Raw genomic sequence first — 23,025 nt, 5'->3', positions numbered from 1 at the left:
GACAGCGAGGTAACAGCGATCTTGCAGCGATCTTTATTTTCTGTTGATTTTGAGGTGCGTCGTATGCGCGCAATCGTTGGTTTAGTTTCAACTCCAGGTGAGTGCGAAATATCGAAGGGTGTTTCATTTCGAAGCAGGTAAAGCGATCCTGGTTTATCTTTATCACGTGTTTCGAATGCAGGGTCGTCACTTTCTCCTGGCGTTCACGTCACGGCGCAAGCCGTTTTATTAATCTGAGTCTTTACTAACATCAGTTCTTTTTACCCTTAGTATTTATTAGCGTCGGGTTTTCCGAATGCGGATTATCCGTAGTTGGATTTACCGTAGTTGGAAAATCCGAACGTGGTGAATCATGATCCCGGTACTCGGGCTGGTCTGACACGAGCCAGGTCGTGTGGCTGAACTTGCCTCGTTCTCCACGCTCTCGCTTGATTCGCAGATAGCCTGCTTGTTGCAGCTCCTGGAGCCCTGTTCGCGTCGCGTCTCGCCCCGACTTTTTCTGTTTGGACAGATGCGACAGTCGAAGCCTGAAGTTATCGGGCAGTGACAGCACGAACACCAGGATTCCCAGCGCTTTCCAAGACAGGTTGGGGTCCCGAATAAGCTCATTGGGTAGCGTGGTGAAATTCGACCGGACTTTGCGGCGAACAATGACGGTATCATCCACATCATTGCCCTCATGCCTCGTCGATGAGTTCGGCAACATCACAGGGCAATCGCACCTTCATGTCATAACTCCGAGCAACTCGGCCCGAAATTCGTCAATAGTGGCAGCCAGCATGCGCTTGGACTTGATGCTCGCCTTACGGGTCGTGTTCAGCCGCAGCAGGTTCATCACGATGTGGCGAACAACAGCCAAGTTGTTGGCCGCGTAACCGCTGCGCACCCGGGACTGATCCTCGTTGAACTGCACATCCAGACACCAGTGAAGCCGATTCTCCACCTCCCAGTGGCTGCGAACTGCTTTGGCGATGCGCTCGGCGTCCGCGGGCAGGCTGCTCAGGTAGTAGGCACGCTCGGTGCTGGTTTTGTTGCCGACAGTGCGCACCCGCTCGATCAAGGCGAAGCTCGCGACGTCCTTCCACTCTTCGCCCTTGTAGAGCCGATCGGTGGCGTCGTACGCAACGCAGCGGCGGATCTCCGTGCGTCCATGGCCAAGATTCGTGGTTTCATGCGTCGAGGCCGGCGTGAGCGGTCCCCGTGGATCCGCGACGCCGGCAAAGCGGATCGAGTCGAGCAACTTCGGGTGGTTGTCCTTCACGCACAGCACGTAGTGGGCGCCGCGTTCGCGGATCGTGCGCGCAATCTTCGCCTGTGTGCCCATCGCGTCGATCGTCACCACGCAGCCTTCCAGGGCGAGCTTCGAGAGCAACTCGGGAATGGCGGTGATCTCGTTGGATTTCTCGGCCGTGGCCCTCTGGCCCAACACCACGCCCATCCCGGCGGCGAACGCGCTGACCATGTGCAGGGCACTTGCAGGGGTCTTGCCCTTGCTTGCCGTTCTTCGGCTGCTCTTGCCGTCGATCGCAACGACCGTGTCTTCGGCCAGCACCGGCACGACCATGCCGACCCAGCGCCGAAACGCCGCCTCGAACTCGTCAGGCTCAATCAGGCCGAACACGCGCCCGATCGTGTCGTGCGAAGGGATGCCATGCTCAAGCTTCATGAACCCTCGCAGCCAATCGATCTTGGCCTTGGCCCACAACTCGATGTCGACGAAGTCGTCCACGCCCGAGAGCACTGCACACACCGCGACCGTGAGCAGTTCGGACAGGTCGTGGCGTGTGTGGCGCTTGCTGCGCGGGTCGGAAACCGAGACGAACACCTGCGTCAGCGGCATGATGCTTACTGCCTTCATGGGATCCCCAAAAAGACAGTAAGCTACACAAAATATGACGCTGTGAACAGGGGGTGCCTACTGAGTTTCCCATAAGTAGTGTCATGTGAGCGATAATATGGCCTATGAAATGCAAACGACTTTCCGACGGCCGAGCTCTCGATCATCACACCTTGCAGGTCATGCGGCAGCAGGCCGTCAAAGCGGTACGTGACGGGCAGACGGTGCAAAGCGTCGCGGCGGCGTATGGCGTGAATGAGCGCAGCGTTTTCCGGTGGCTCGCCGATTTTGCCAATGGCGGACAGAACGCATTGCTCGCCAAGCCGATTCCGGGACGCCCGAGCAAACTCAGCGCCGAGGAGCTTTCGTGGATTGCCAATGCGGTTCGTGACCACAACCCGCAGCAGTTCAAGTTCGAGTTCGGCTTGTGGACGCTGTCTCTGATTCGTCACTTGATCAAACGCCAATTCAAGAAAGAGCTGTCGGTCTCCTCGGTTCACCGCCTGATGAAGATCCTGGGTTTCAGCGCCCAGAAGCCGCTCTACCAGGCGTGGCAGCAAGACCCCGTCCTGGTGCGCACTTGGGAGACGGAGACCTACCCCGCGATTCGCGCTGAAGCCAAGCGGCTCGGAGCAACGATCTACTTTGGCGACGAGTCGGGCATCCGCTCGGACTACCACACCGGCACGACTTGGGCGCCACAAGGCCGGACGCCGGTGGTGCAGGCGACGGGTCGGCGCTTCTCGCTGAACATGATCTCGGCCGTCGGCACGCAGGGCGAATTTCGGTTCATGCTGCATGAGGGCTCGGTCGGTGCGAAAGTGTTCGTCGAGTTCCTCAAGCGCTTGATGCTCAATGCCGAGAAACCGGTCTTTCTGATCGTCGATGGTCATCCGATTCACAAGGCAAAGATGGTCAAGAGCTACATCGAGAGCTTGGACGGCAAGCTCAAGTTGTTCTATTTGCCGCCTTACTCGCCGCAGCTGAACCCGGACGAAACAGTCTGGGCTCATGTGAAGCGGAAGGTTTCGAGCCAGTTGGTCGAGAGCGCCGAGGAGATGAAGCGACTCGCACTCCGTGCTTTGCGTAGCATCCAGAAGCTCCCCGAACTCGTGAAGTCATTTTTTAGGCAGCCAGAGTGCCGCTATATCCTGGGCTGACACTACTTATTGAAAAGTTAGTAAGTGCATGATCGTAAACGGCTTATCTGTTATGCGTATGATAAGTAGGTGCGATTGCCCTGGGCAACATCACTTGCACGGAAATAAACGCGCCGTCCTACTTTGCGTTTGGCTGCGTTCCATTTCTGCGCAAACTCGGTTTGACTTCGCAACGCTATGCGGAGACCATCTGGACTACGCTTAAGCAACTCTGAAAGTTCTGTCAGTGACAGCAGCGGCCCATAACGGTCAAGCAGTTGTTCTTCGGTGGTCATCGGTTGGCTCCTTGTGAATACGCCCAGTAAGTTCAAAGTTCTCTGGGCTTCGGTAACCACCATTAAAAGGAAGGCATGGTCATGAATACAGGCGCGGAAATGCCGAATATCACGCAAAAGAAAACAAAGTTGAGTCGTACCCGTGGAAGGCCAGCCAGGCATGAAAGCGAACGTATGAAAACGATTGCCTGGTATCACTTCTTGGCAGGGGAAAGAGCGCCTGCTGAAATGTGCGACTGGATGCCTTTTGAGGATATTGACCAGGCAACCATATATCGCTATCGACGGGGAGATATTTCACCTGGCAGCGATATTTTGAATGCAGAAGATGAATTGTTTCGAGCCGCTCTGAACGTTTATCAGATTGGCCCTATGCAAGTTCCATTATGGGACGCCATGTGGGGAAGCATAACGCCCGAAGATTTCAGGATGGCTGATCGTTTGATGCCTGGGGGCGACTGGCCCGAAGGTGGGTTGAGTCAGTTTTTCTTCGAGGACTTGATCTTGGCCAGGGTTTTTGCGTTTCAAACCAAGTGTCTTCGCGGCAAGCCAGGCTCAGTCGTTTCGGAACTGGAGTGTTTTGTCACTGCAATTCGAGTTGTTCGTGCCTGGGATGTGCTTGGGCAGATAAAATCAACTGCTTTGCGGGTCTTGCTTGAAGGTCTCATGTCGATGCCGGGCACCCGGGAAATACTTTCTCGTCACGGGTTGGTCACGCCGCTCAAGGATTGGATTTCTGCCTATTTCGGCAGCGGATCGGCGGCACCTACGGGTACGGTTTATTGGGCACCCTGGATGACGGACGAAAATGAATTGCTGAAGCAGCAGTTGCGTGCTGAACAGCACCGCATGGTGGTGGCGAAGAGTTTACGCGCACAGCTGTTTCAAGGTGGCACCGCAGAACTCGACGATCTTCCGGCGGGCGGTGCAGATGACGGTAGCACCTGGCACTGATATCCCTGGGACGGCTGGATTTTAGCGGCTAAATTCGAGGGCATCGGCCAGGGTCATGTATGTAGTATGTTGTACGCTACTACAACATACTACATACATAACGCAGCGCTCTGCGCTTAGCTGGCTGTAATGATGACCCGTCAGTTTGGCTTTTTGGCGTCTTGTTGCTTGCCTGCTCTGCGCGTCGAGATGGCATCCAGCTCATCTACCAGGTCCTCCGCTCGCAGGTGGGTGTAGCGCCGCAGCATCTGCATGGACTTGTGGCCGCTGATTGCCGCCACCTGTTGGTCGCTTAGGCCTCCTTCGACAAAACGGCTGACCGCTTCATGGCGAAGGTCGTGGAATCGTAGGTCTTTCAGCCCGACACTTTCCTTGGTGTTCAACCAGACCTTGTTGAAGTTGTAGGGCCGCCGCTGACCATCTTTTCCAGGCTCTCCGAAGAAAATCAGATCGGTATCAATAGGGCGAACCGGATTGGCCAGAGCCTGCCGGAATATGTCTACGGCGGTACTGGTCAAGGGAACGGTGCGGGGCAGGGTGTTCTTTGTCTCCAGAAGGCGCACGATGCGCCGTTTCAGATCGACCTGGCTCCGGCGAAGGGTGGTGATCTCCGACGAACGCATGCCTGTTTCCAGGGCGATACGAACAATCCAGCCGAGCATTGGGTTGCTGTGGGCATCGACTGCCCGCATCAGTCGTGTTTCTTCGTCCAGGCTAAGACGCCGTTCGCGACCGGGGGGCGGTGAGGGGCGGCGGATGTTCTGTACTGGATTGCTTGGCAGGCCAATGCCCCATTCCTTGATCGCGGTACTGAACATGTGGCCCAGCAGTGCCAGATCGAGGCGGACGGTGTTCGGTGAGCGGGGTTTAGGGGCGGGTCTTCCCTTGGCGTCCTTTCTATCCAGTCCTGCCAGTCGGTCATCGCGGTACTTGGCGATGATCTCGGGGGTAAGGGCGGCCAGGGAGTATTTGCCGAGGTGCTGGATCAATGGTTTGGAATGCCGGGCGTCGCTAGCTGCTGAAGATGGTCGCTTGGTGGGCGAGACCTCTGCCAGGTAGCGCTTGAGAGCGTCGGCGACTGTCATCCGCTCGGCCGGAGCGCGTTGGATGTAAACGCCGCGCACCATCTCGTCTTCTGTTCGACGTGACCAGTCTTCAGCATCCCGTTTGGTACGGAAGGTTTTGGTTGCGGTTGGAAAGCCGACCTTGCGGATCACGGCTTTCCAGGTGCCGGAGGGTGTCTTTACCAGTGTCGCCATAGGGGCCTCGGTACAGTTCCAGTGTTTCTGACTGTACCGAAATTGTACCTTTGGGACAATTTGGCGGTAGATGGTGGGCCCAGCAGGACTTGAACCTGCGACCTACCGATTATGAGTCGGCTGCTCTAACCAACTGAGCTATAGGCCCTTTTTCTGATTTTACCTTCGCAAGCCAAGGCTTCGAAGGTGGTAATTCTAACGCTTCCTTCGGGCCTCGACTAATCGATTATGAGTCCTCTGCTCTGACCGATTGAGCTAAAGGCCCGTGTGCGTGCCCGCCGGGGCGGGCACAGAGCTTAGAGCGCTCAGGCGTCGCTGTCCAGGAAGCTGCGCAAGCGCTCCGAGCGGCTGGGGTGACGCAGTTTGCGCAGGGCCTTGGCTTCGATCTGGCGGATGCGCTCGCGGGTGACATCGAACTGCTTGCCGACCTCTTCCAATGTGTGGTCGGTGTTCATTTCGATCCCGAAACGCATGCGCAGCACTTTGGCCTCTCGCGGGGTCAGCGAATCGAGCACTTCGCTGGTGGCGTCGCGCAGACTGGCGTACATCGCAGCATCGGCGGGAGCCAGCGTGGTGGTGTCTTCGATGAAGTCGCCCAGATGGGAGTCGTCATCGTCGCCGATCGGTGTTTCCATGGAGATCGGCTCTTTGGAGATTTTCAGGATCTTGCGGATCTTCTCCTCGGGCATCTCCATTCTTTCCGCCAGTGTTGCCGGATCGGGCTCCTGGCCGGTTTCCTGCAGAATCTGCCGGCTGATGCGGTTCATTTTGTTGATGGTCTCGATCATGTGCACCGGAATGCGAATGGTGCGTGCCTGATCGGCAATCGAGCGGGTGATGGCCTGCCGGATCCACCAGGTGGCATAGGTCGAGAATTTGTAACCGCGGCGGTATTCGAATTTGTCCACCGCCTTCATCAGGCCGATGTTGCCTTCCTGGATCAGGTCGAGGAACTGCAGCCCACGGTTGGTGTATTTCTTGGCAATCGAAATCACCAGGCGCAGGTTGGCCTCGGTCATCTCGCGCTTGGCGCGGCGCATCTTGGCCTCGCCGGTGGACATCTGACGGTTGATGTCTTTGAGCTCTTTGAGCGGAATGCCGATGCGGTTTTGCAGCTCGATGAGCTTTTGCTGTTCCTCGAGCACCGCGGGGTGGATGCGCATCAGGCCCTCGGCATAGCCTTTGCCTGCGGCAATTTCATCCTTGAGCCAGTCGAGGTCGGTTTCCCGGCCCGGGAAAACCTTGATGAAGTGAGTGCGCGGCATGCCGGCCCGATCCACGCACAGCTGCAGGATCTGGCGTTCATGGGTGCGCACCTGCTCGACCATGTGGCGCACCGAGTCGCACAGTTTTTCGATGGCCTTGGCGGTAAAGCGGATGTTGAGCAACTCGTCGGAGATGGCCTTTTGCATCTGCAGGTAGGTTTCGTCTTGCGAGCCGTTTGCGGCCAGCGACGCCATCATTTTTTCGTAATAGCCGCGAATGGTCTCGAAGCGCTGCAGGCCCTCGGTTTTGAGCTTGAGCAAGGAGGCCGCGCTGGCAACGTCGCCATCGCCGCCGCCGGCGTCGTCGTCGCTGTCGTCGGCGTCTTCGTCGCTGTCGTCGTCGCCGACAACGGATGAGGTATCGCTGTCTTCGGGTTCGGCATCGGACAGCTCGGCTTCCTCGCCACTGCCGTTCGGATCGAGCAAGCCGTCGATCAGCTCGTCGATGCGCATCTCGTCACGCGCCACCTTGTCCGCGATATCGAGCATTTCGGCAATCGTGGTCGGGCAGGCGGAGATGGCCAGCACCATGTGCTTGAGGCCATCTTCGATGCGTTTGGCGATTTCGATTTCGCCTTCGCGGGTGAGCAGCTCCACCGTGCCCATTTCGCGCATGTACATGCGGACCGGGTCGGTGGTGCGGCCGAATTCCGAGTCGACCGAGGACAGCGCCTGTTCGGCTTCTTCTTCGGCCTCGTCGGCGTCGACCGCGGCCGGCAGGTTGTCGGACATCAACAGATCTTCGGTGGCGGGCGCCTCGTCGAAGACCTGAATGTTCATGTTGTTGAACGTGGCGATGATGTTTTCGATCTGCTCGGCATCGGCCACATCGTCCGGCAGATGGTCGCTGATCTCGGCGTAAGTGAGGTAGCCGCGTTCCTTGCCTAGCGTGATCAGCGTTTTGAGTCGCGTGCGACGCACTTCGGCATCGAGCGGCGATACCTGCGGACTTTCGGCGACCTGGGCGGGTTTGCCAGCCTTGGCGGGCTTGCCTTTCGGGTTGTTCTTGCGCGAATCCGTGGTCTTTTCGCGGGACATGGCGCTCCTCGGTATGGGGGCAGAACGATTGGGTAAACAGAAAATTATACTAAAAATCTGAGACTTTGGCGGTGTTGGCGAGGTTCCGCTTTTCCATCAGCAACGCCGCCAGGCGCTGCCGGCCGGCCGCATCCAGTCTGCCCGCTGCCGCACTCGCCGTCAGTTGTGCGATCTCCGCGGCGATGGCGTCGGTATGCAGTGCCCGCAAAGCGTCTTCGAACAAGGTTTCGACGATGCTCTCGTCAAACTCTGCTTCGATCGGCTCGCTGGCCGCGCGCGCCAGCGTCTCGGCGTGTTCGGTGTCGCGGAAGCGCTCGATCAAGGCGCCGATGCCGCAATCGGGGTTCAGGTCGCCGACGCTGGTGGCATCGACGATCGAAATCAACGCCCGTCCTTCCGGGCAGTCGTCGGGAATCAGCCCCACGGGCAGGCGTGCGGCCCAGTGCGGATGATGCAGTATCAAGCGCAGCAGCATGTCGGTTTTGGAAGGCGGCTTGCGGCGCCCGCCGGGTAGCCTTGGTGCGCGTCGGACGACCGGCGATACGCCCGGAACGGCGGGGTAGGCGGATGGTCCGGCTGGCGGTTGCGCTGCGCCGAACACTTGTTCGACCTCATGCTGGGTGAGCGCGCTGTTTTCGGCGACGGCTTTGACCAGTTGCAGGCGCAGCAGCGGGGCGGCGCCAATGCGCGTGACCAGCGGTCGCGCCGCATGGACGAAACGGGCGCGCCCTTCGGCCGTGTCCATGTCGCATTGCGCACGCAGCGTGTCGATGAGAAACGTGCCCAGCGGCGTGGCGGTGCGCGCGCCGTGGCGGAAGGCTTCGGCCCCTTCGGCGCGGACGAAGGAGTCCGGGTCGTGTTTTTCGGGGAGAAATAGAAAAGCGAGCGTGGCATCGTCGCGCAGGGATTCCAGCGCGTTTTCCAGCGCCCGCCAGGCGGCTTTGCGGCCGGCAGCGTCACCGTCGAAGCAAAACACGATGCGGTCGGTCAGGCGCAGCAGGGTGTGGATGTGATGCGGCGTGGTGGCCGTACCCAGGGCGGCGACCGCGTTGTCGATGCCAAACTGTGCCAGCGCGAGCACGTCCATGTAGCCTTCGACCACTAGCACAAAACCGGCATCACGGATGGCCTTGTGTGCCTGGTATAGGCCGTAGAGTTCGCGCCCCTTTTCAAACAGCGGGGTTTCCGGCGAATTGAGGTACTTGGGCTCGCCCTTGTCCAGCACCCGTCCGCCAAAGGCAATGATGCGCCCGCGGCGGTCCAGGATGGGGAACATGATGCGGTCGCGGAAGCGGTCGTAACGCCGGCCTTCTTCTGTGTCGATGACCAGACCGGCTTCGGCCAGCGCTGGGGCCCGGTAGTCGGCGAAAATCTTGTCCAGTCCCTGCCGCGGTGCGTAGCCTAGGCCATAGCGGGCAGCGATTTCCCCGGACAGGCCGCGACGCTTGAGATAGTCGATCGCGGGTGGGTGCTGTTTGAGCTGTTCGCGATAAAAACGCGCAGCGCGCGTCATCACGTCGACCAGGTGTTCATGGGTGTTTTCGGCCGCGCGTGCCGGAAACCTGCCATCGTCGGGCACTTGCATGCCGACGCTGGCGGCCAGCGTCTTGACGGCTTCGACAAAGCTCAGCCCGCTGTAAGCCATCAAAAAACCCAGCGCGCTGCCGTGTGCTCCGCAGCCAAAGCAGTGATAGAACTGCTTGCTGGGGCTCACTGAGAAGGACGGGGATTTTTCTCCGTGAAAGGGGCAGCAGGCAAAGTAGTTGGCACCGGATTTCTTGAGCGGCAGATAGCGCTCGATGACCTCGACAATGTCGACGCGAGCCAGCAGGTCCTGAATGAAGGACTGAGGGATCATCGACGGCGCGATAACGGGTCAGTTGGATAGCGCTTGGCGCAGTTTGCGCGATACCTCCGCCATGTCCGCGCGCCCGCTCAGGCGGGGCTTGAGCAGGTTCATGACTTTGCCCATGTCGGCCGGTGAGGTCGCGGCGCAGGCGGCGATGGCGGCGGCGATTTCGGCGTCGATTTCTTCGGCGCTGAGCGGAGCGGGCAGGTAGGCGGCGAGTACTTCGATCTCGAAACGCTCGGCCATGGCCAGTTCGGCACGGCCGGCGGCTTCGTATTGCGCGGCGGCGTCACGCCGTTGCTTGACCAGTTTTTCAACCACCGAGACGATCGCCGGATCGTCCAGTTCGGTGCGCTCGTCGACTTCGCGCTGTTTGACGGCGGCGAGCAGCAGGCGGATGGCTGAAAGGCGCGCGGCATCTTTGGCGCGCAACGCCGCCTTCATGTCGTCCTGGATGCGGGCTTTGAGAGACATCGATTGCTCCGTGCGGAAACGCAAAAAGCGCACCGGGCGAGATCGACGATCTCGCGCCGGGTGCGCCGTCTGCGGTCAGTACCGGAAAACTCAGTAGAGCTTGGGCGGCAGGGTTTGGCTGCGCAGACGCTTGAGGTTGCGCTTGATTGCAGCGGCCAGCTTGCGTTTACGCTCGGCGGTGGGCTTTTCGTAGAACTCGCGCGCGCGCAGTTCAGTGAGCACACCGGTTTTTTCGATCGTGCGCTTGAAGCGGCGAATCGCAACCTCAAACGGCTCGTTTTCCTTGACGCGAATACCCGGCATTGCGTACTTCCTTGAGGAGTCTGGTGGACAGAAAGAGCGCGATTATATCAACCACGCGCACGCGCGCCAAGTCCACCGCGCAACAGTTCCATCGCTCCTGGCAGGTGCCGGTTGCGCTCGCCCTACTTGCCGCTGGTGCCGGCGCGCGCGTCCAGACGACGGGCTTCTTCTTCGCTGATGTATTCGAAAACGCGCACGACCTTGGCTACCCCGGCCGTGGTGCGCGCCACCTCGGTGGCCAGATCGGCCTCACGACGGGTAACCAGACCCATCAGAAATACGGTTCCGGCTTCGGTGACCACTTTGACATGGTGAGCGCCGAAGGTTTTGGCGTCCACGAAGCGGGCTTTGACCTTGGAGGTGATCAGCGCATCGTTTGACCGTGCGCTCAACGGCGAGATGCCGGCCACCCGTACTTCGTTGATGACGGCGCGCACATTGGTCACCCCGCGGGCGATTTGTTCCAGCTCGGCGCGGACCTGTTCGTTGGGGGCTTCGCCGGTCAACAGGACGTTGCGGTTGTAGGCGGTCACATTGACATGGACCGAGTCGCCAAAGCGTTCCCGAATGCGGTTGGCGGTGCGCCACTCGATGCCTTCGTCCTCGACGAAAGCACCGGAGGTGCGACGGTCGGCGATCATGACCGCGCCGACGCCTACCCCGGTGGCGACGACCGGAAAGCAGCCTTGCAGAGCGGCCGCCGAGCCGATGGCGAGCAGGGCGGACAGGGCGGTGCGGCGAGAGGAGGACAGGGTGGTTGTGCTCATTCTTCAACTCCGAGTAGTAGGCAGTCAATGCCGTCACACAGACAATGCAGAGCCAGCAGATGGACTTCCTGGATGCGCGCGGTACGCTCGGCCGGCACGCACAGATGAACGTCGTCCGGGCGCAGCATGTCGCCCAGTTTTCCGCCACCGCGCCCGGTCAGCGCAACGACCCGCATGTCGCGCTCATGGGCGGCGGCGACCGCGTCGATGATGTTGGCCGAGTTGCCGCTGGTGGAGATTGCCAGCAGCACGTCGCCCGCCTGGCCGAGCGCGCGCACCTGCTTGGAGAATACCTGCAGGTAGTCGTAGTCGTTGGCGATCGAGGTCAGCGTGGAGCTGTCGGTGGTCAGCGCAATGGCGGCAAGCGGCGGGCGCTCCATTTCGAAACGGTTGACCAGTTCGGCGGCAAAGTGCTGCGCGTCGGCGGCAGAGCCGCCATTGCCGCATGCCAGAATCTTGCCGTTATTGAGCAGGCATTGGGTCATCGTTTCGATGGCGCCGGCCAGCGGCGCGGCCATTGCGTCGACCGCCGCGAGCTTGGTGTGGGCGCTGTCTTGAAACTGACGGGCAATGCGGGCGATGAGATCCATGTGCGACCTTGGTAGCCTCGGCAGGCGGGGCGGCAAGTCTAGCATGGCCGGGCGGACGGTCCGCTCAAGCGTCAAACGTGGCCTGCCGGGATTGTGCCGAAGATTGTGTTGCAGCGGTTTGGCGCTTACAGGAATTTACCAAGCCAAGCGCTCGCAACGGCTCAATCGGCATCGAATGCACCTTGCAGCCATTGGATGGTTTGCGCATCCAGCGCGCTCATCAAGATAGCATCGAAACGGCACGGGCGATGCGCCATCGATTTGCCGGCACCGGCCAGCCACCAGCTTGCTGCATGAATGATGCGCCGCCTTTTGCAGCCGGAAATGCTGGCCGCTGAGCCGCCAAAGCGGGCGTTGCTGCGCAGGCGGACTTCGACGAATACCACGGTTTCGCCGTCTTGCGCGATCAAATCGATTTCGCCGCCTCGGCAGCGCACCTTGCGTGCGAGCACGCGCACGCCGCGGTCGCTGAGAAAGCGCGCCGCCAAGGCTTCGGCGGCATCGCCGCGCGCTTGCGTGCCGGCGGCCGCGGCATTGACAATCGGGCTTTGCAGGCCCTCGAGGAATCGTTTCATGCGTGAGGCAGTGATCCCGCTTTCAAGTACGCCGTCATTGTATGTGGTGGCCACACCGCTTGGGAATCTGCACGACATCAGTCCGCGCGCGGTCGCCGTGTTGAGTGCGGTGACTGCGGTGGCGGCCGAAGACACGCGGCATAGTCAGCGCCTGTTGGATGCCTATGGTATTCGCACCCGCACCTTGGCGCTGCATGAGCACAATGAGCAGTCGGCCGCTGGCGAGGTTCTGCGTCTGCTACAAGAGGGCGGCTCGGTGGCCTTGATCAGCGATGCGGGCACGCCTGGGGTGTCCGATCCGGGCACCCGCACCGTGGCCCGGGTGCGCGCGGCGGGCTTTGCGGTGGTCGCAGTCCCCGGCCCGTGTGCGGCAGTGGCTGCGCTGTCGATCAGCGGCTTGGGCGAGCGGGGATTTCGCTTCGTCGGTTTTCTGCCGCCCAAACCTGCGGCCCGACGTGCCGTCATCGAGGCGCTGCGTGACGACCCGGATGTGCTGGTGTTCTACGAGGCGCCGCACCGGGTGCTGGCCTGTGTCCAGGACTTGGCCAGCTTGTTGGAACCTGGGCGTCGGGTGTTGATTGCCCGCGAACTGACCAAGCTGCATGAGCAAAGCGTGTTGCTGCCACTGGAGGAGGCGGCCGGCTGGCTGGCAGCGGATCCGAACCGCCAGCGTGGCGAGTTTGTGTTGGTGCTCGAAGGGGCTGCGCCGAGAACCGGGCTGGATGCCGAGGCAGAGCGGGTGCTGGCCTTATTGCTTGCCGAGTTACCGACCAAGGTGGCGGCGCGGCTGGCGGCCGAGATCACCGGCGCGCCCAAAAATGCGCTCTACGCCCGCGCGCTGGCGCTCAAGGCGGATTGAACGGCGCCTATAATGCAGCGACCGGCTCGGCCGGACGCTGCGGCCATGCGCCGCCTCCCTCATTCATCCGCCAAACTGACCACAGCATGACTTCGATCACCCTGATCCGCCCTGACGACTGGCATTTGCATGTGCGCGACGGCGCTGCGCTCGCCGCGGTTGTGCCGCATACAGCAAGGCGCTTCGGTCGTGCGCTGATCATGCCTAACCTGCGTCCGCCGGTGGTTACCACCGCGCAGGCGCTTGCCTATCGCGAGCGTATTCTGGCCGCAGTGCCTGACGGTTTGCGCTTCGAACCGTTGATGAGTCTGTATCTGACCGACAACATGCCGCCGGACGAGATCGACCGCGCCAAGGCCAGTGGGGCGATCGTCGCCGCCAAGCTGTACCCGGCCGGCGCCACCACCAACTCAGATGCCGGCGTGACGGCAATCGAGAAAATCTACCCGCTCCTGGAGCGCATGGAAAAAGTGGGGCTGGTGCTGTGCGTGCATGGCGAGGCGACCGGGGCCGAAGTCGACGTGTTCGACCGCGAGCAGGTGTTCATCGAGCGTGTGCTGGCGCCGCTGGTCGAACGCTTCCCGGCGCTGCGCGTGGTCTTCGAACACATCACTACGGCCGATGCCGCAGCTTTCGTGCGCGCGGGCGGCGACAACATCGGCGCCACCATCACTGCGCATCATTTGCTACTGAACCGCAACGCCATCTTTGCCGGCGGCATCCGGCCGCATCATTACTGCCTGCCGGTACTCAAGCGCGAGTCCCATCGTGTCGCCCTGGTCGAGGCGGCAACTTCGGGCAGTCCCAGGTTCTTTCTCGGCACCGACTCCGCGCCGCATGCGCAGAGCGCCAAGGAAGCGGCGTGCGGCTGCGCCGGGTGTTATACCGCCCATGCCGGTATCGAACTGTATGCTGAAGTGTTCGACGCGGCGGGCGCGCTGGATCGTCTGGAGGCTTTTGCCAGCTTGAATGGCGCAGCCTTTTATGGCTTGGCGCCGAATGCCGATACCATAGTCTTGAAACGTGAGCCGTGGCAGGTGCCCGCTGCCTACCCATATCTCGAACATGATCCGCTGGTGCCGTTGCGGGCGGGTGAAACCGTCGCGTGGCGTCTGGCCTGAACTGGGAGTGCATCCTCATGTCTGCAGTCCTGCGCCGTATTGCCGCGCTGGCGCTTTTGCCGCTGTTGGCCGCCTGCGAAAACAGCGCCACCGCCTTCATGGTCGAAGGCAAGGAGCACGCGGTGATTCTTGTCCGCGAACAGCCTTACTTCTGGAGCGGCGAGGTCAACCAATTCGTTGTGGTCTCCCGGCTGCCGGCGTGTCAGCGCAAAGTCAGAATTCATCCAGGGCCGACCAGACTGGTCGATATGGAAGTTTATGAAGCCGGCGATCGGCTCTGGGCGCTCCATCAGGGCCAGCGCTGGTATCTGGCCAGTACCGACAAATGCCTAGTGCAGGACTGGGCCAACCAAGCCGATGCACCGCCCGGCCCGCTGGTGGGGGCGTTCCGGTTGCGTGACGAAGCGCCGGTGTTTGAACCCGCGAACGACCAGAACGCGCGCTGACGCTATACTGTCAGCCTGGGAAGTTCGCCAGGCAATCGCTGCACCCATTGATGTGCAGAGGAAAGTCCGGGCCCCGCAGAGCAGGATGCCGGCTAACGGCCGGGCGCCGTGAGGCGACGGAAAGTGCCACAGAGAATAGACCGCCGATGGCCGTCCGGGCTTGGCCGCCGCTAGGTGGCAAAGTCCCCTCCTGAAGAGGAGGCTTCGCGTTTCGGCGCGGAGGGAGGCTGCCGCGGAAGCGGCAGCGGCTGGTGCAGCGAAAGCCGCGCCAGCCGGATCAGGTAAGGGTGAAACGGTGCGAAGCCGCGCGTCGGCGTGGTTTCGGAGCGCGCGCAAGCGCGATCGGGTAAGAGCCCACCGCGGGACTGGTAACAGGACCGGCACGGCAAACCCCATCCGGGGCAAGGCCAAATAGGGGAGCCATGGCGTGGCTCGCGCCGCTCCCGGGTAGGCTGCTGGAGCGTCGTGGTAACACGGCGCCAAGAGGAATGATTGCCCAGCGGCACGGTACAAACCGCTGCCGTTCGACAGAACCCGGCTTATCGGCGAACTTCCCCTCCAACTTTCTGCCATGTCTTGGCGTGGGCGTGTCCCACGTTTTTTCGCTTATCCCACTTTTCCCCACCTCAGGCTTGCAACGCAGCGTTTTACGCGCCGCCTTGCTTGTAAATCTGCTATGTGCCTTGATTTTTCAGGGTTTATGGCAGGGACGCGGTGTGTTCGTAAGTCATTGTGTCACAACGGGAAAGCTGCCGGGATCGGCCTTGACCGGGTTGGCTCTTTCCACTAGAGTGGGGATTGGTGGAGAAAAGTGGGTGAAAGTGTCAAAAAGGCACTGCACCGGTCAGCTCAGGGGGGTCAATGTTCCAGGGTGCGATTGCGCTCAGTCTCGATGCGAAGGGTCGCTTGGCGATTCCCGCGCGGCATCGCGATGCGCTGGTGCCCGATGGCGCGCCCCTGGTCATTACCGCTCACCCGCATCGCTGCCTGTTGATCTACCCGCAGGCCGCCTGGGAGCCGATCAGCCAAAAAATCGCTGCGATGCCAGGGTTGGACAAGGCCACGGCGGCGCTCAAGCGCTTGCTGGTGGGCTTTGCGCAGGCCGAAACCCCGGATGCGGCCGGACGGGTGCTGGTCGCCCCCTCTTTGCGGCAGTGGGCGCAACTTGACAAGCAGGTGTGGCTGGTGGGCCAGGGCTCTCATTTCGAGCTGTGGTCCGATGCCGGTTGGCAGCAGCAATTGGAAGCGATGCAGCACATCGACAGCGATGCCTTGCCGCTCGGATTCGAGAGCCTTGCCCTGTGAGCGCTGCGCAACAACATGTCAGCGTCCTGCTGCAAGAGGCGTTGGACGCGCTGGCGGTCAGGCCGGACGGTGTGTATGTGGACGGCACTTTTGGCCGCGGTGGGCATAGCCGGGCGATTCTGGCGCGGCTGGGTGCCGCCGGCCGGTTGATCGCCTTCGATCGCGATCCGGCGGCGATCGCGGCGGGGCGGTCGTTGGACGATGGGCGCCTGACCCTGGTGCATGCGCCGTTCAGCGCGCTGGGCGATGAACTCGATGCGTTAGGGGTGGCGAAGGTGGATGGCGTGTTGCTCGATCTGGGCGTGTCTTCGCCGCAACTGGACGATGCCGCGCGCGGCATGAGTTTTCGCTTCGATGCGCCGCTGGACATGCGCATGGATACGAGCCGCGGCCAGACCGTGGCGCAATGGCTGGCGCAGGCGTCGGTCGGACAAATCACGGAGGTGCTCAGGGAATATGGCGAAGAACGGTTTGCTCATGCGATTGCAAAGGCGATTGCAGCTGCTCGGACAAGGGGGGCTGTTGCAACCACTGGACAACTTGCCGCGATCGTGGAAAAGGCGGTCCGTACACGCGAGCCGGGTCAGCACCCGGCGACGCGCAGCTTTCAGGCTTTACGGATTTTCATCAATCAGGAGCTCGAAGAGCTGAGCCGGGTGCTGCCGGAGGCGGTAGCCCGGCTCAACCCCCTGGGGCGTCTGGTGGTGATCAGTTTTCATTCGCTCGAAGACCGCATCGTCAAGCGTTTCATGCGCGATCAAGCTCGTGCTGACCGCTTGCCTGCGCGCCTGCCTTTGCGGGCCGACCAGCTTCCCAAGCCGCGGCTCGTCCTGGTGGGCAAGGCGGTGCGGCCGTCCGAGGCCGAGGTGGCGGCCAACCCCCGCGCGCGCAGCGCGGTGATGCGGGTGGCCGAACGCACGGAGGCGGCATGATCCGTCTGGGCGCTTTCATCCTTGCTTTGGTGGTGGCCAGCGCCCTGGGGGTAGTGGCCGCGCAGCACCAGGCGCGCAAGCTGTTCGCCGAGCTGGAGCGTGAGCAGGCGCGCGCCCGCGCGCTCGAAGTCGAGTGGGGGCAGTTGCAGCTCGAACAAAGCACCTGGGCCGCTCATGCGCGCATCGAACGCATGGCGCGCGAGACGCTGGGCATGCGTGCGCCGGTCTCCGGTCAGATGATCGTTGTGGAGCTAGGCGAATGAAAAAGCCGGCGCCGGTCACGCTCAACCATAACCCGCTGCTGCGGCGCGAATTGCCGGCCTGGCGCGCGCGCTTGGTGCTGGTGGGGCTGTTGGCCGGCTCCTGCGCCCTGGTGGCGCGGGCGGCTTGGTTGCAGGGCTTCAACAACGAATTCTTGCAGGCCAAAGGTGAATCGCGTTATGCGCGGGTGATCGAGGTGCCGGCCACCCGCGGGCGCATCACCGACCGCAACGGCGAGGTGTTGGCGGTGAGTACCCCGGTGCGCTCGATTTGGGCCATTCCTGCCGACGCCCGCTTGTCGCCGGCCGATGCCCGCGCGCTCGCGGCTTTGCTCGACATGGATGTTGCCGAGTTGAACGACCGTTTGGTCAGTGCCCGCGATTTCGTCTATCTACGCCGCCAGCTTGCGCCAGAAATTGCCGAGAAGGTCGCTGCGCTGAAGTTGCCGGGTATTCATCAGCAGCAGGAATACCGACGCTACTATCCGGGCGGCGAGACCGCTGCCCATATCCTCGGTTTTACCGGTGTGGAAGACCGCGGGCAGGAAGGCGTGGAGCTGGCCTATGACCGCATGCTGGCAGGGGTGCCGGGCTCCCGTCGGGTCATCAAGGATCGCCGTGGGCAGATCGTCGAGGATGTGGAATCGATCCGCCCGCCGCGCGACGGCGACGATCTTGCGCTGTCGATCGACGGCAGGATCCAGTATCTGGCTTATGCCGCCCTACGCGAGGCGGTGCGTGCGCACAAGGCCAAGGCCGGCGCGGTGGTGGTGCTGGATGCGCGCACCGGCGAAGTGCTTGCGCTGGCCAATGCGCCCACCTACAACCCCAACAACCGCGCCAATCTCAGCGGCGCGCAATTGCGCAACCGGGTGATTACCGACACCTTTGAACCGGGCTCCACGCTCAAGCCGTTCGTGGCCGCGCTGGCCATCGACCGCGGCAAATTCACCGCAGATTCGCCCATCGATACCGAGCAGGGGCGCTTGACCATAGGCCGTGCCACCATTCACGACACTTCCCGGCATGGCATGTTGACGCTGGCGCAGGTGGTGCAAAAGTCCTCCAATGTCGGCACGGTCAAGGTCGCCATGACGTTCAGCCCGCAGGAGATGTGGGCCTTTTACGATGCGCTGGGCTTTGGTGCGCCGCTTGGGCTGGGCTTTCCCGGCGAGGCCGCCGGGCGGCTGCGCGATCCCAAGACCTGGCGGCCGATCGAACAGGCCACCATGTCGTATGGCCATGGGCTATCGGTCACCTTGATCCAGCTGGCGCGTGCTTACCTGGTGTTTGCGCGCGACGGGGAGTTGTTGCCGGTGTCATTGGTTCGTCAGGCGGGCCCGCCCAAGGCCGGCAAACAGGTCATCTCGCCACAGACCGCGCGGCAGATGCGCGCCATTTTGGAAATGGCCGCAGCCCCCGGCGGTACGGCACCGAAGGCGCAAATCCCAGGCTACCGCGTGGCGGGCAAGACCGGTACCGCGCACAAGCTGGAAGGCGGCCGGTATACCGACAAATATGTGTCCTCGTTTGTCGGCTTTGCGCCGGTATCTGCGCCGCGGCTGATCGTCGCGGTGATGATCGATGAGCCGTCGGCCGGCCAGCATTACGGCGGCGCGGTGGCTGCCCCGGTGTTTGCCCGCATCGCAGAGAGCGCATTGCGCGCCCTGGGGGTGGCGCCCGATGCCCCGCTCAAGCCGCTGCAACTGGCGCGTCCGGCTCATGCCGCGGGGGATACGCCTGCACGGGAGGCGATGTGAGCGCTCTTGAGGTGAGCACCATTCTTGACAGTCTTCGGCGTGCCGGGGTGGCGCCTACCGGCATCAGCGCGGACTCGCGCAAGGTTACGCCGGGCGATGTATTTGCCGCATGGGCCGGATTGCGCGCCGATGGTCGCCGCTTTATCGGCGACGCGGTGGCCCGGGGGGCGGCGGCAGTTTTGTGGGACGATGCCGACGGCTTCCGTCCCGATCCAATGCCCGCGGTGCCCGCACTGGCGGTCAGTGGGTTGCGGTCGTTGGCCGGCGAGCTGGCCGATGAAATTTACGGCCGACCGTCGGCGCGGCTGTGGCTGGCGGGGGTGACCGGCACCAACGGCAAAACCACGGTCAGCCAGTGGCTGGCGCAGGCACTGGGGGAGCTTGGGGTACGCTGCGGCGTCATCGGCACCCTGGGCTGCGGCTTTCCCGGTGATCTGGAGGAGGGCGTCAACACCACGCCCGATGCGATCGAACTGCATCGCCAGTTGGCCCGTTTTTGCGCGGCCGGTGCGCAAGCCGCGGCAATGGAGGTGTCGTCCATCGGGTTGGATCAAGGGCGGGTCAATGGTGCGCGCTTCGATGTGGCGCTCTTTACCAATCTGTCGCGCGACCATCTGGACTATCACCACAGCATGGAAGCCTATGCCGCAGCCAAAGCGCGGCTGTTCGACATGCCGGGGCTGGCCCATGCGGTAATCAATGTGGATGACACTTTCGGTCTTGCTCTGGCGCGGCGGCTGCTCGATCGTGGCATGGACGTGATCGCCTACACCCGTGTGGCCACCAATGCCGATGCAGTGCCCGGCGCCCGGGTGTTGTTGGGCGACGCGCTGCGGGCTGCGCCCGGGGGCTTGCGCTTTGCACTCCATTGGGCGGGCCGGCGTCATGACCTGCAGGTGCGCATCGTGGCGCCATTCAATGTTTCCAATCTGTTAGCCGTTGCCGGCGCGCTGTTGGCGCGCGGGGTGGAGGCAGACGCTTTGATCGGGGTGTTGGCCCGCCTGACGCCGCCCGAAGGCCGGATGCAACTGGTCGGCGGCGTCGGCGAGCCGTTGGTGGTCATCGATTACGCGCACTCGCCGGATGCGCTGGCCAAAGTGCTCGAAGCGGTGCGTGACACCGCCCAGGCGCGCGGCGGGCGGGTGGTTTGCGTGTTCGGTTGCGGCGGCGAGCGCGATCCGGGCAAACGCCCGTTGATGGGCGAGGTGGTCAGCCAGCGCGCGGATCGGGTGGTGATCACCAGCGACAACCCGCGTGGCGAAGACCCCATGAAAATCATCGAGGCCATCGCCGCCGGTGCCCGGCCGGATGTGGAATGCGTGGTCGACCGCGCCGAGGCCATCGAACGGGCCATCTGCGAAGCCGCGGCCGACGATGTGGTGGTGCTGGCCGGCAAGGGACATGAGCCCTATCAGGAGGTGCAGGGCCGGCGCCTGCCGTTTTCCGATCTCGACCAGGCGCGTCAAGCCCTGCGGGCCTGGAACCGCAAGCAGGAGGTGGGCCGATGATGTCCTTGCAGGACGCCGCCCGCGCGCTCGACGGGCGCCTCATTGGCGAGGGCCGTTTCACCGCCGTCGGCACCGACAGCCGCAACATAGGCAGCGGCCAGTTGTTCGTGGCCTTGCGCGGTGAACGCTTCGACGGTCACCAGTTCGTAGCCGCGGCGGCCGCAGCCGGCGCGGCGGCGGCGTTGGTCGATAGTCGCTGGGCAGATGGCCAAAACGCCGCGCCGTTACCGCTTTTGGTGGTCGACGATACCCGGCATGCACTCGGCCGCTTGGCGGCACACTGGCGCAGCCGCTTCGACCTTCCGGTATTGGGCATTACCGGCAGTAACGGCAAAACCACGGTCAAGGAGATGTGTGCCGCCATTTTGCGCGCCCAGGCGGCGCAAGACGGTGCCGGCGCACAGGCGGTATTGGCCACCGCCGGCAATCTCAACAACGATATCGGCCTGCCGCTCACGCTGTTGGCGCTGCGCGACACACACCGCGCTGCAGTGGTGGAGATGGGCATGAATCGTCCGGGCGAGATCGCCTACCTCACCGGGATCGCACGGCCCACGGTGGCCCTGGTCAACAATGCCCAGCGCGCCCATCTGCAAGGTCTGGGCAGCGTGGCCGCCATTGCGCGGGAAAAAGGCACGATCTACCAGGGTCTGGGCAGCGATGGCGTGGCGCTGATCAATGCCGACGATCCGCATGCCGCCTATTGGCGCGATGTGAATGCCGCGCGCCGGGTGGTGACCTTTGCGCTGCACGCTCCGGCGGACATCGAAGGGCGCTGCACCACACACGGGTTGGGCAGCCGAATCGAACTCAGGACGCCACAGGCGGTGGTTCATTTCGATCTGCAGGTGCCCGGTGAGCATAACGCCCGTAATGCGGTTGCCGCTGCGGCGGCCTGTCTGTCCGCGGGGGCATCGATGGAGGCGGTGGTGGCCGGCTTGAGCGCTTACACCGGCACGGCCGGCCGTCTGCAGCGTCGCCCCGGCCTTCATGGTGCGCTGCTGTTGGACGACAGTTACAACGCCAATCCGGATTCGGTGCGCGCCGGCATCGACGTGCTGGCGGCCACGCCGGGACGCAAGATCGTGGTACTGGGCGACATGGGTGAAGTCGGTGAGGCCAGCGCGCAGGTGCACGATGAAATCGGCGGCTACGCCAAAAGCAAAGGCGTGGACGCGCTCTACGCGCTGGGTGAAATGAGTGCAGTGGCCGCCCGTAACTTTGGCGACGGCGGCGGCCATTTCACTTCGGTCGATGATTTGGTCGAGGCGCTCGCCGCGCAGCTCGACCCGGATACCGTGGTGCTGGTCAAAGGGTCCCGGTTCATGCACATGGAACGGGTGGTCGAGCGGCTGGCCGCGCAGCCGGCCGCATCCGGGATGCAGGATAACGACGATGCTGCTTGAACTTGCTCTCTGGCTGGCCCAGGACATCCGCGCCTTCAACGTCTTTGGCTATATCACGCTGCGCACGGTGCTGGCGGCGCTGACCGCGCTGGTCATTTCGCTGATGTTCGGTCCGCGGCTGATCCGTTGGCTGACTGCCAAAAAAATCGGCCAAGCGGTGCGCGACGATGGGCCTAAATCGCATCTCACCAAGGCTGGCACGCCCACCATGGGCGGTGCGCTGATCCTGATCGCCATTGGGGTTACCGTGTTGCTGTGGGGCGATCTATCCAACCGCTATGTGTGGGTTACCCTGCTGGTTACGCTGGGCTTTGGCGCCGTGGGCTGGGTGGACGACTGGCGTAAGGTGGTGCATCGCAACCCCAAAGGGCTGGCCAGCCGCTGGAAATATTTATGGACCTCGGCCATCGCGTTGGCCGCTGCGGTCTATCTTGGGCTGACCGCCAGCACGCCGGCGCAAACCGAACTGATCGTGCCTTTTTTCAAGGCGGTGGCTTATCCGCTAGGCATTGTCGGCTTCATCGCCCTGACCTATTTCGTGATCAATGGAACCGGCCACGCGGTCAATCTCACCGACGGTTTGGACGGTTTGGCCATCATGCCTACCGTGATGGTGGCCGGTGCGCTGGCGATCTTTGCCTACGTGGCTGGCCATGCCGGCTTTGCCAAATATCTGGGCGTGCCCTATGTGGCCGGTGCCGGCGAACTGGCGGTGTTCTGCGGCGCGATCTGCGGCGCCGGTCTGGGCTTTTTGTGGTTCAACGCCTATCCGGCCGAGGTGTTCATGGGCGATGTGGGCGCGCTCGCCCTGGGTGCGGCGCTAGGCACCATCGCCGTGGTGGTGCGCCAGGAAATCGTGCTCTTCATCATGGGCGGCCTGTTCGTTGCCGAAACCCTGTCGGTGATGGTGCAGGTGCTCTATTTCAAAGCCACTGGCGGCAAACGCATTTTCCGTATGGCGCCGCTGCATCACCACTATGAGCTCGGCGGCTGGAAGGAAACCCAGGTGGTGGTGCGCTTTTGGATCATCACCATCATGCTGGTGCTGTTCGGCCTGTCTACCTTGAAGCTGAGATAAGGCG

23 protein-coding genes, 1 tRNA gene and 1 other RNA gene are annotated in these 23,025 nt (G+C 62.4%); 13 read left to right on the top strand and 12 right to left on the bottom strand.

Annotated elements, in window-relative coordinates; all coding sequences use genetic code 11:
* Positions 1-250 precede the first annotated feature (250 nt).
* Both DIE29_RS14640 and DIE29_RS12175 read right to left on the bottom strand, forming a co-directional pair.
* The gene (locus DIE29_RS14640; protein ID WP_162860632.1) at positions 251-667 is read right to left on the bottom strand and encodes a hypothetical protein; all 417 of its coding nucleotides are present in this window, start codon (positions 665-667) and stop codon (positions 251-253) included.
* Positions 668-724: 57 nt separating this feature from the next.
* On the bottom strand, positions 725-1,858 hold the full coding sequence (locus DIE29_RS12175) for an ISAs1 family transposase (protein WP_102040763.1): 1,134 nt from the start codon (positions 1,856-1,858) through the stop codon (positions 725-727).
* A 104-nt stretch (positions 1,859-1,962) separates the two neighbouring features.
* On the opposite strand from DIE29_RS12175, the gene DIE29_RS12170 reads away from it, so the two are divergent.
* The gene (locus DIE29_RS12170) at positions 1,963-2,997 is read left to right on the top strand and encodes an IS630 family transposase (protein WP_114649170.1); all 1,035 of its coding nucleotides are present in this window, start codon (positions 1,963-1,965) and stop codon (positions 2,995-2,997) included.
* Positions 2,998-3,047: 50 nt separating this feature from the next.
* Here DIE29_RS12170 and DIE29_RS12165 read toward each other — a convergent pair whose 3' ends face one another.
* Positions 3,048-3,272: a hypothetical protein gene (locus DIE29_RS12165; protein ID WP_114650021.1), complete on the bottom strand. Its 225-nt coding sequence runs from the start codon at positions 3,270-3,272 to the stop codon at positions 3,048-3,050.
* Between the two features lie 81 nt (positions 3,273-3,353).
* Between DIE29_RS12165 and DIE29_RS12160 the strand changes: the two genes are divergently transcribed.
* Positions 3,354-4,226 carry a hypothetical protein gene (locus tag DIE29_RS12160; RefSeq protein WP_162860631.1) on the top strand — a complete coding sequence of 291 codons (873 nt, stop codon included), beginning with the start codon at positions 3,354-3,356 and terminating at the stop codon, positions 4,224-4,226.
* A 140-nt stretch (positions 4,227-4,366) separates the two neighbouring features.
* On the opposite strand, the gene DIE29_RS12155 is transcribed toward DIE29_RS12160, so the two are convergent.
* The 9 genes from DIE29_RS12155 to DIE29_RS12115 all read right to left on the bottom strand — a co-directional run bounded on the left by DIE29_RS12155 (position 4,367) and on the right by DIE29_RS12115 (position 12,346).
* Positions 4,367-5,485, bottom strand: a complete 1,119-nt coding sequence (locus DIE29_RS12155; RefSeq protein ID WP_162860630.1) for a site-specific integrase — start codon at positions 5,483-5,485, stop codon at positions 4,367-4,369.
* A 71-nt stretch (positions 5,486-5,556) separates the two neighbouring features.
* A tRNA-Ile gene (locus DIE29_RS12150) sits at positions 5,557-5,633 on the bottom strand.
* A 157-nt stretch (positions 5,634-5,790) separates the two neighbouring features.
* The gene (gene rpoD, locus DIE29_RS12145; RefSeq protein ID WP_114650018.1) at positions 5,791-7,788 is read right to left on the bottom strand and encodes an RNA polymerase sigma factor RpoD; all 1,998 of its coding nucleotides are present in this window, start codon (positions 7,786-7,788) and stop codon (positions 5,791-5,793) included.
* 49 nt (positions 7,789-7,837) lie between these two features.
* Positions 7,838-9,646, bottom strand: coding sequence for a DNA primase (gene dnaG, locus DIE29_RS12140; RefSeq protein ID WP_114650017.1), 1,809 nt, complete (start codon positions 9,644-9,646; stop codon positions 7,838-7,840).
* A gap of 18 nt (positions 9,647-9,664) precedes the next feature.
* A complete protein-coding gene (locus tag DIE29_RS12135; protein ID WP_114650016.1) occupies positions 9,665-10,111 on the bottom strand; it encodes a GatB/YqeY domain-containing protein in 447 nt (148 codons plus the stop codon).
* A 90-nt stretch (positions 10,112-10,201) separates the two neighbouring features.
* The gene (gene rpsU, locus DIE29_RS12130; RefSeq protein WP_102042603.1) at positions 10,202-10,414 is read right to left on the bottom strand and encodes a 30S ribosomal protein S21; all 213 of its coding nucleotides are present in this window, start codon (positions 10,412-10,414) and stop codon (positions 10,202-10,204) included.
* Positions 10,415-10,536: 122 nt separating this feature from the next.
* Positions 10,537-11,181, bottom strand: a complete 645-nt coding sequence (locus tag DIE29_RS12125; RefSeq protein ID WP_114650015.1) for a BON domain-containing protein — start codon at positions 11,179-11,181, stop codon at positions 10,537-10,539.
* Positions 11,178-11,771, bottom strand: a complete 594-nt coding sequence (locus tag DIE29_RS12120; protein WP_102042601.1) for a phosphoheptose isomerase — start codon at positions 11,769-11,771, stop codon at positions 11,178-11,180. Before DIE29_RS12120 ends, DIE29_RS12125 begins: the two co-directional genes overlap by 4 nt.
* A 161-nt stretch (positions 11,772-11,932) precedes the next feature.
* Positions 11,933-12,346, bottom strand: a complete 414-nt coding sequence (locus tag DIE29_RS12115) for a YraN family protein (protein ID WP_102042600.1) — start codon at positions 12,344-12,346, stop codon at positions 11,933-11,935.
* Here DIE29_RS12115 and rsmI point away from each other — a divergent pair.
* From rsmI to mraY, 11 genes are all read left to right on the top strand, one after another.
* A complete protein-coding gene (gene rsmI, locus DIE29_RS12110; RefSeq protein ID WP_102042599.1) occupies positions 12,345-13,205 on the top strand; it encodes a 16S rRNA (cytidine(1402)-2'-O)-methyltransferase in 861 nt (286 codons plus the stop codon). The two genes, DIE29_RS12115 and rsmI, sit on opposite strands and share 2 nt — an antisense overlap.
* A gap of 86 nt (positions 13,206-13,291) precedes the next feature.
* Positions 13,292-14,326, top strand: a complete 1,035-nt coding sequence (gene pyrC / locus DIE29_RS12105) for a dihydroorotase (protein ID WP_114650014.1) — start codon at positions 13,292-13,294, stop codon at positions 14,324-14,326.
* A gap of 17 nt (positions 14,327-14,343) precedes the next feature.
* The gene (locus tag DIE29_RS12100; RefSeq protein WP_114650013.1) at positions 14,344-14,772 is read left to right on the top strand and encodes a hypothetical protein; all 429 of its coding nucleotides are present in this window, start codon (positions 14,344-14,346) and stop codon (positions 14,770-14,772) included.
* A gap of 19 nt (positions 14,773-14,791) precedes the next feature.
* Positions 14,792-15,330: RNase P RNA component class A (rnpB, locus tag DIE29_RS12095), an RNA gene on the top strand.
* A gap of 303 nt (positions 15,331-15,633) precedes the next feature.
* Positions 15,634-16,077: a division/cell wall cluster transcriptional repressor MraZ gene (gene mraZ, locus DIE29_RS12090; RefSeq protein ID WP_102042596.1), complete on the top strand. Its 444-nt coding sequence runs from the start codon at positions 15,634-15,636 to the stop codon at positions 16,075-16,077.
* Entirely contained in the window at positions 16,074-17,009 is a 936-nt protein-coding gene (rsmH, locus tag DIE29_RS12085; protein ID WP_102042595.1) for a 16S rRNA (cytosine(1402)-N(4))-methyltransferase RsmH, read from the top strand. The genes mraZ and rsmH overlap by 4 nt, the downstream gene beginning before the upstream one ends.
* Positions 17,006-17,272, top strand: a complete 267-nt coding sequence (ftsL, locus tag DIE29_RS12080; RefSeq protein ID WP_102042594.1) for a cell division protein FtsL — start codon at positions 17,006-17,008, stop codon at positions 17,270-17,272. The genes rsmH and ftsL overlap by 4 nt, the downstream gene beginning before the upstream one ends.
* Positions 17,269-19,029 (top strand): peptidoglycan D,D-transpeptidase FtsI family protein, encoded by a 1,761-nt coding sequence (locus DIE29_RS12075; RefSeq protein WP_114650012.1) that lies wholly within the window; start codon positions 17,269-17,271, stop codon positions 19,027-19,029. Before ftsL ends, DIE29_RS12075 begins: the two co-directional genes overlap by 4 nt.
* A gap of 11 nt (positions 19,030-19,040) precedes the next feature.
* The gene (locus DIE29_RS12070; RefSeq protein WP_418332939.1) at positions 19,041-20,537 is read left to right on the top strand and encodes a UDP-N-acetylmuramoyl-L-alanyl-D-glutamate--2,6-diaminopimelate ligase; all 1,497 of its coding nucleotides are present in this window, start codon (positions 19,041-19,043) and stop codon (positions 20,535-20,537) included.
* Positions 20,534-21,943, top strand: coding sequence for a UDP-N-acetylmuramoyl-tripeptide--D-alanyl-D-alanine ligase (locus DIE29_RS12065; protein WP_102042591.1), 1,410 nt, complete (start codon positions 20,534-20,536; stop codon positions 21,941-21,943). The genes DIE29_RS12070 and DIE29_RS12065 overlap by 4 nt, the downstream gene beginning before the upstream one ends.
* Positions 21,933-23,021, top strand: a complete 1,089-nt coding sequence (mraY, locus tag DIE29_RS12060; RefSeq protein ID WP_114650011.1) for a phospho-N-acetylmuramoyl-pentapeptide-transferase — start codon at positions 21,933-21,935, stop codon at positions 23,019-23,021. Before DIE29_RS12065 ends, mraY begins: the two co-directional genes overlap by 11 nt.
* The last annotated feature ends 4 nt before the right edge of the window (positions 23,022-23,025 follow it).

The organism is Pseudothauera hydrothermalis (assembly GCF_003345255.1).
Taxonomy (GTDB): domain Bacteria; phylum Pseudomonadota; class Gammaproteobacteria; order Burkholderiales; family Rhodocyclaceae; genus Pseudothauera; species Pseudothauera hydrothermalis.
Note: the sequence above shows the minus strand (reverse complement) of the source record. Positions and strands in the feature narration are given on the sequence as shown.

Coding starts and splice junctions, on each gene's coding strand:
- DIE29_RS12155 (WP_162860630.1), bottom strand. CDS start 5,485: ATGGCGACACTGGTAAAGACACCCTCCGGCACCTGGAAAGCCGTGATC.
- pyrC (WP_114650014.1), top strand. CDS start 13,292: ATGACTTCGATCACCCTGATCCGCCCTGACGACTGGCATTTGCATGTG.
- DIE29_RS12125 (WP_114650015.1), bottom strand. CDS start 11,181: ATGAGCACAACCACCCTGTCCTCCTCTCGCCGCACCGCCCTGTCCGCC.
- ftsL (WP_102042594.1), top strand. CDS start 17,006: ATGATCCGTCTGGGCGCTTTCATCCTTGCTTTGGTGGTGGCCAGCGCC.
- mraY (WP_114650011.1), top strand. CDS start 21,933: ATGCTGCTTGAACTTGCTCTCTGGCTGGCCCAGGACATCCGCGCCTTC.
- DIE29_RS12170 (WP_114649170.1), top strand. CDS start 1,963: ATGAAATGCAAACGACTTTCCGACGGCCGAGCTCTCGATCATCACACC.
- DIE29_RS12160 (WP_162860631.1), top strand. CDS start 3,354: ATGAATACAGGCGCGGAAATGCCGAATATCACGCAAAAGAAAACAAAG.
- DIE29_RS12075 (WP_114650012.1), top strand. CDS start 17,269: ATGAAAAAGCCGGCGCCGGTCACGCTCAACCATAACCCGCTGCTGCGG.
- DIE29_RS12165 (WP_114650021.1), bottom strand. CDS start 3,272: ATGACCACCGAAGAACAACTGCTTGACCGTTATGGGCCGCTGCTGTCA.
- DIE29_RS12120 (WP_102042601.1), bottom strand. CDS start 11,771: ATGGATCTCATCGCCCGCATTGCCCGTCAGTTTCAAGACAGCGCCCAC.
- DIE29_RS12065 (WP_102042591.1), top strand. CDS start 20,534: ATGATGTCCTTGCAGGACGCCGCCCGCGCGCTCGACGGGCGCCTCATT.
- DIE29_RS12175 (WP_102040763.1), bottom strand. CDS start 1,858: ATGAAGGCAGTAAGCATCATGCCGCTGACGCAGGTGTTCGTCTCGGTT.
- DIE29_RS12135 (WP_114650016.1), bottom strand. CDS start 10,111: ATGTCTCTCAAAGCCCGCATCCAGGACGACATGAAGGCGGCGTTGCGC.
- rsmI (WP_102042599.1), top strand. CDS start 12,345: ATGCGTGAGGCAGTGATCCCGCTTTCAAGTACGCCGTCATTGTATGTG.
- rpoD (WP_114650018.1), bottom strand. CDS start 7,788: ATGTCCCGCGAAAAGACCACGGATTCGCGCAAGAACAACCCGAAAGGC.
- mraZ (WP_102042596.1), top strand. CDS start 15,634: ATGTTCCAGGGTGCGATTGCGCTCAGTCTCGATGCGAAGGGTCGCTTG.
- dnaG (WP_114650017.1), bottom strand. CDS start 9,646: ATGATCCCTCAGTCCTTCATTCAGGACCTGCTGGCTCGCGTCGACATT.
- rpsU (WP_102042603.1), bottom strand. CDS start 10,414: ATGCCGGGTATTCGCGTCAAGGAAAACGAGCCGTTTGAGGTTGCGATT.
- DIE29_RS12115 (WP_102042600.1), bottom strand. CDS start 12,346: ATGAAACGATTCCTCGAGGGCCTGCAAAGCCCGATTGTCAATGCCGCG.
- DIE29_RS12100 (WP_114650013.1), top strand. CDS start 14,344: ATGTCTGCAGTCCTGCGCCGTATTGCCGCGCTGGCGCTTTTGCCGCTG.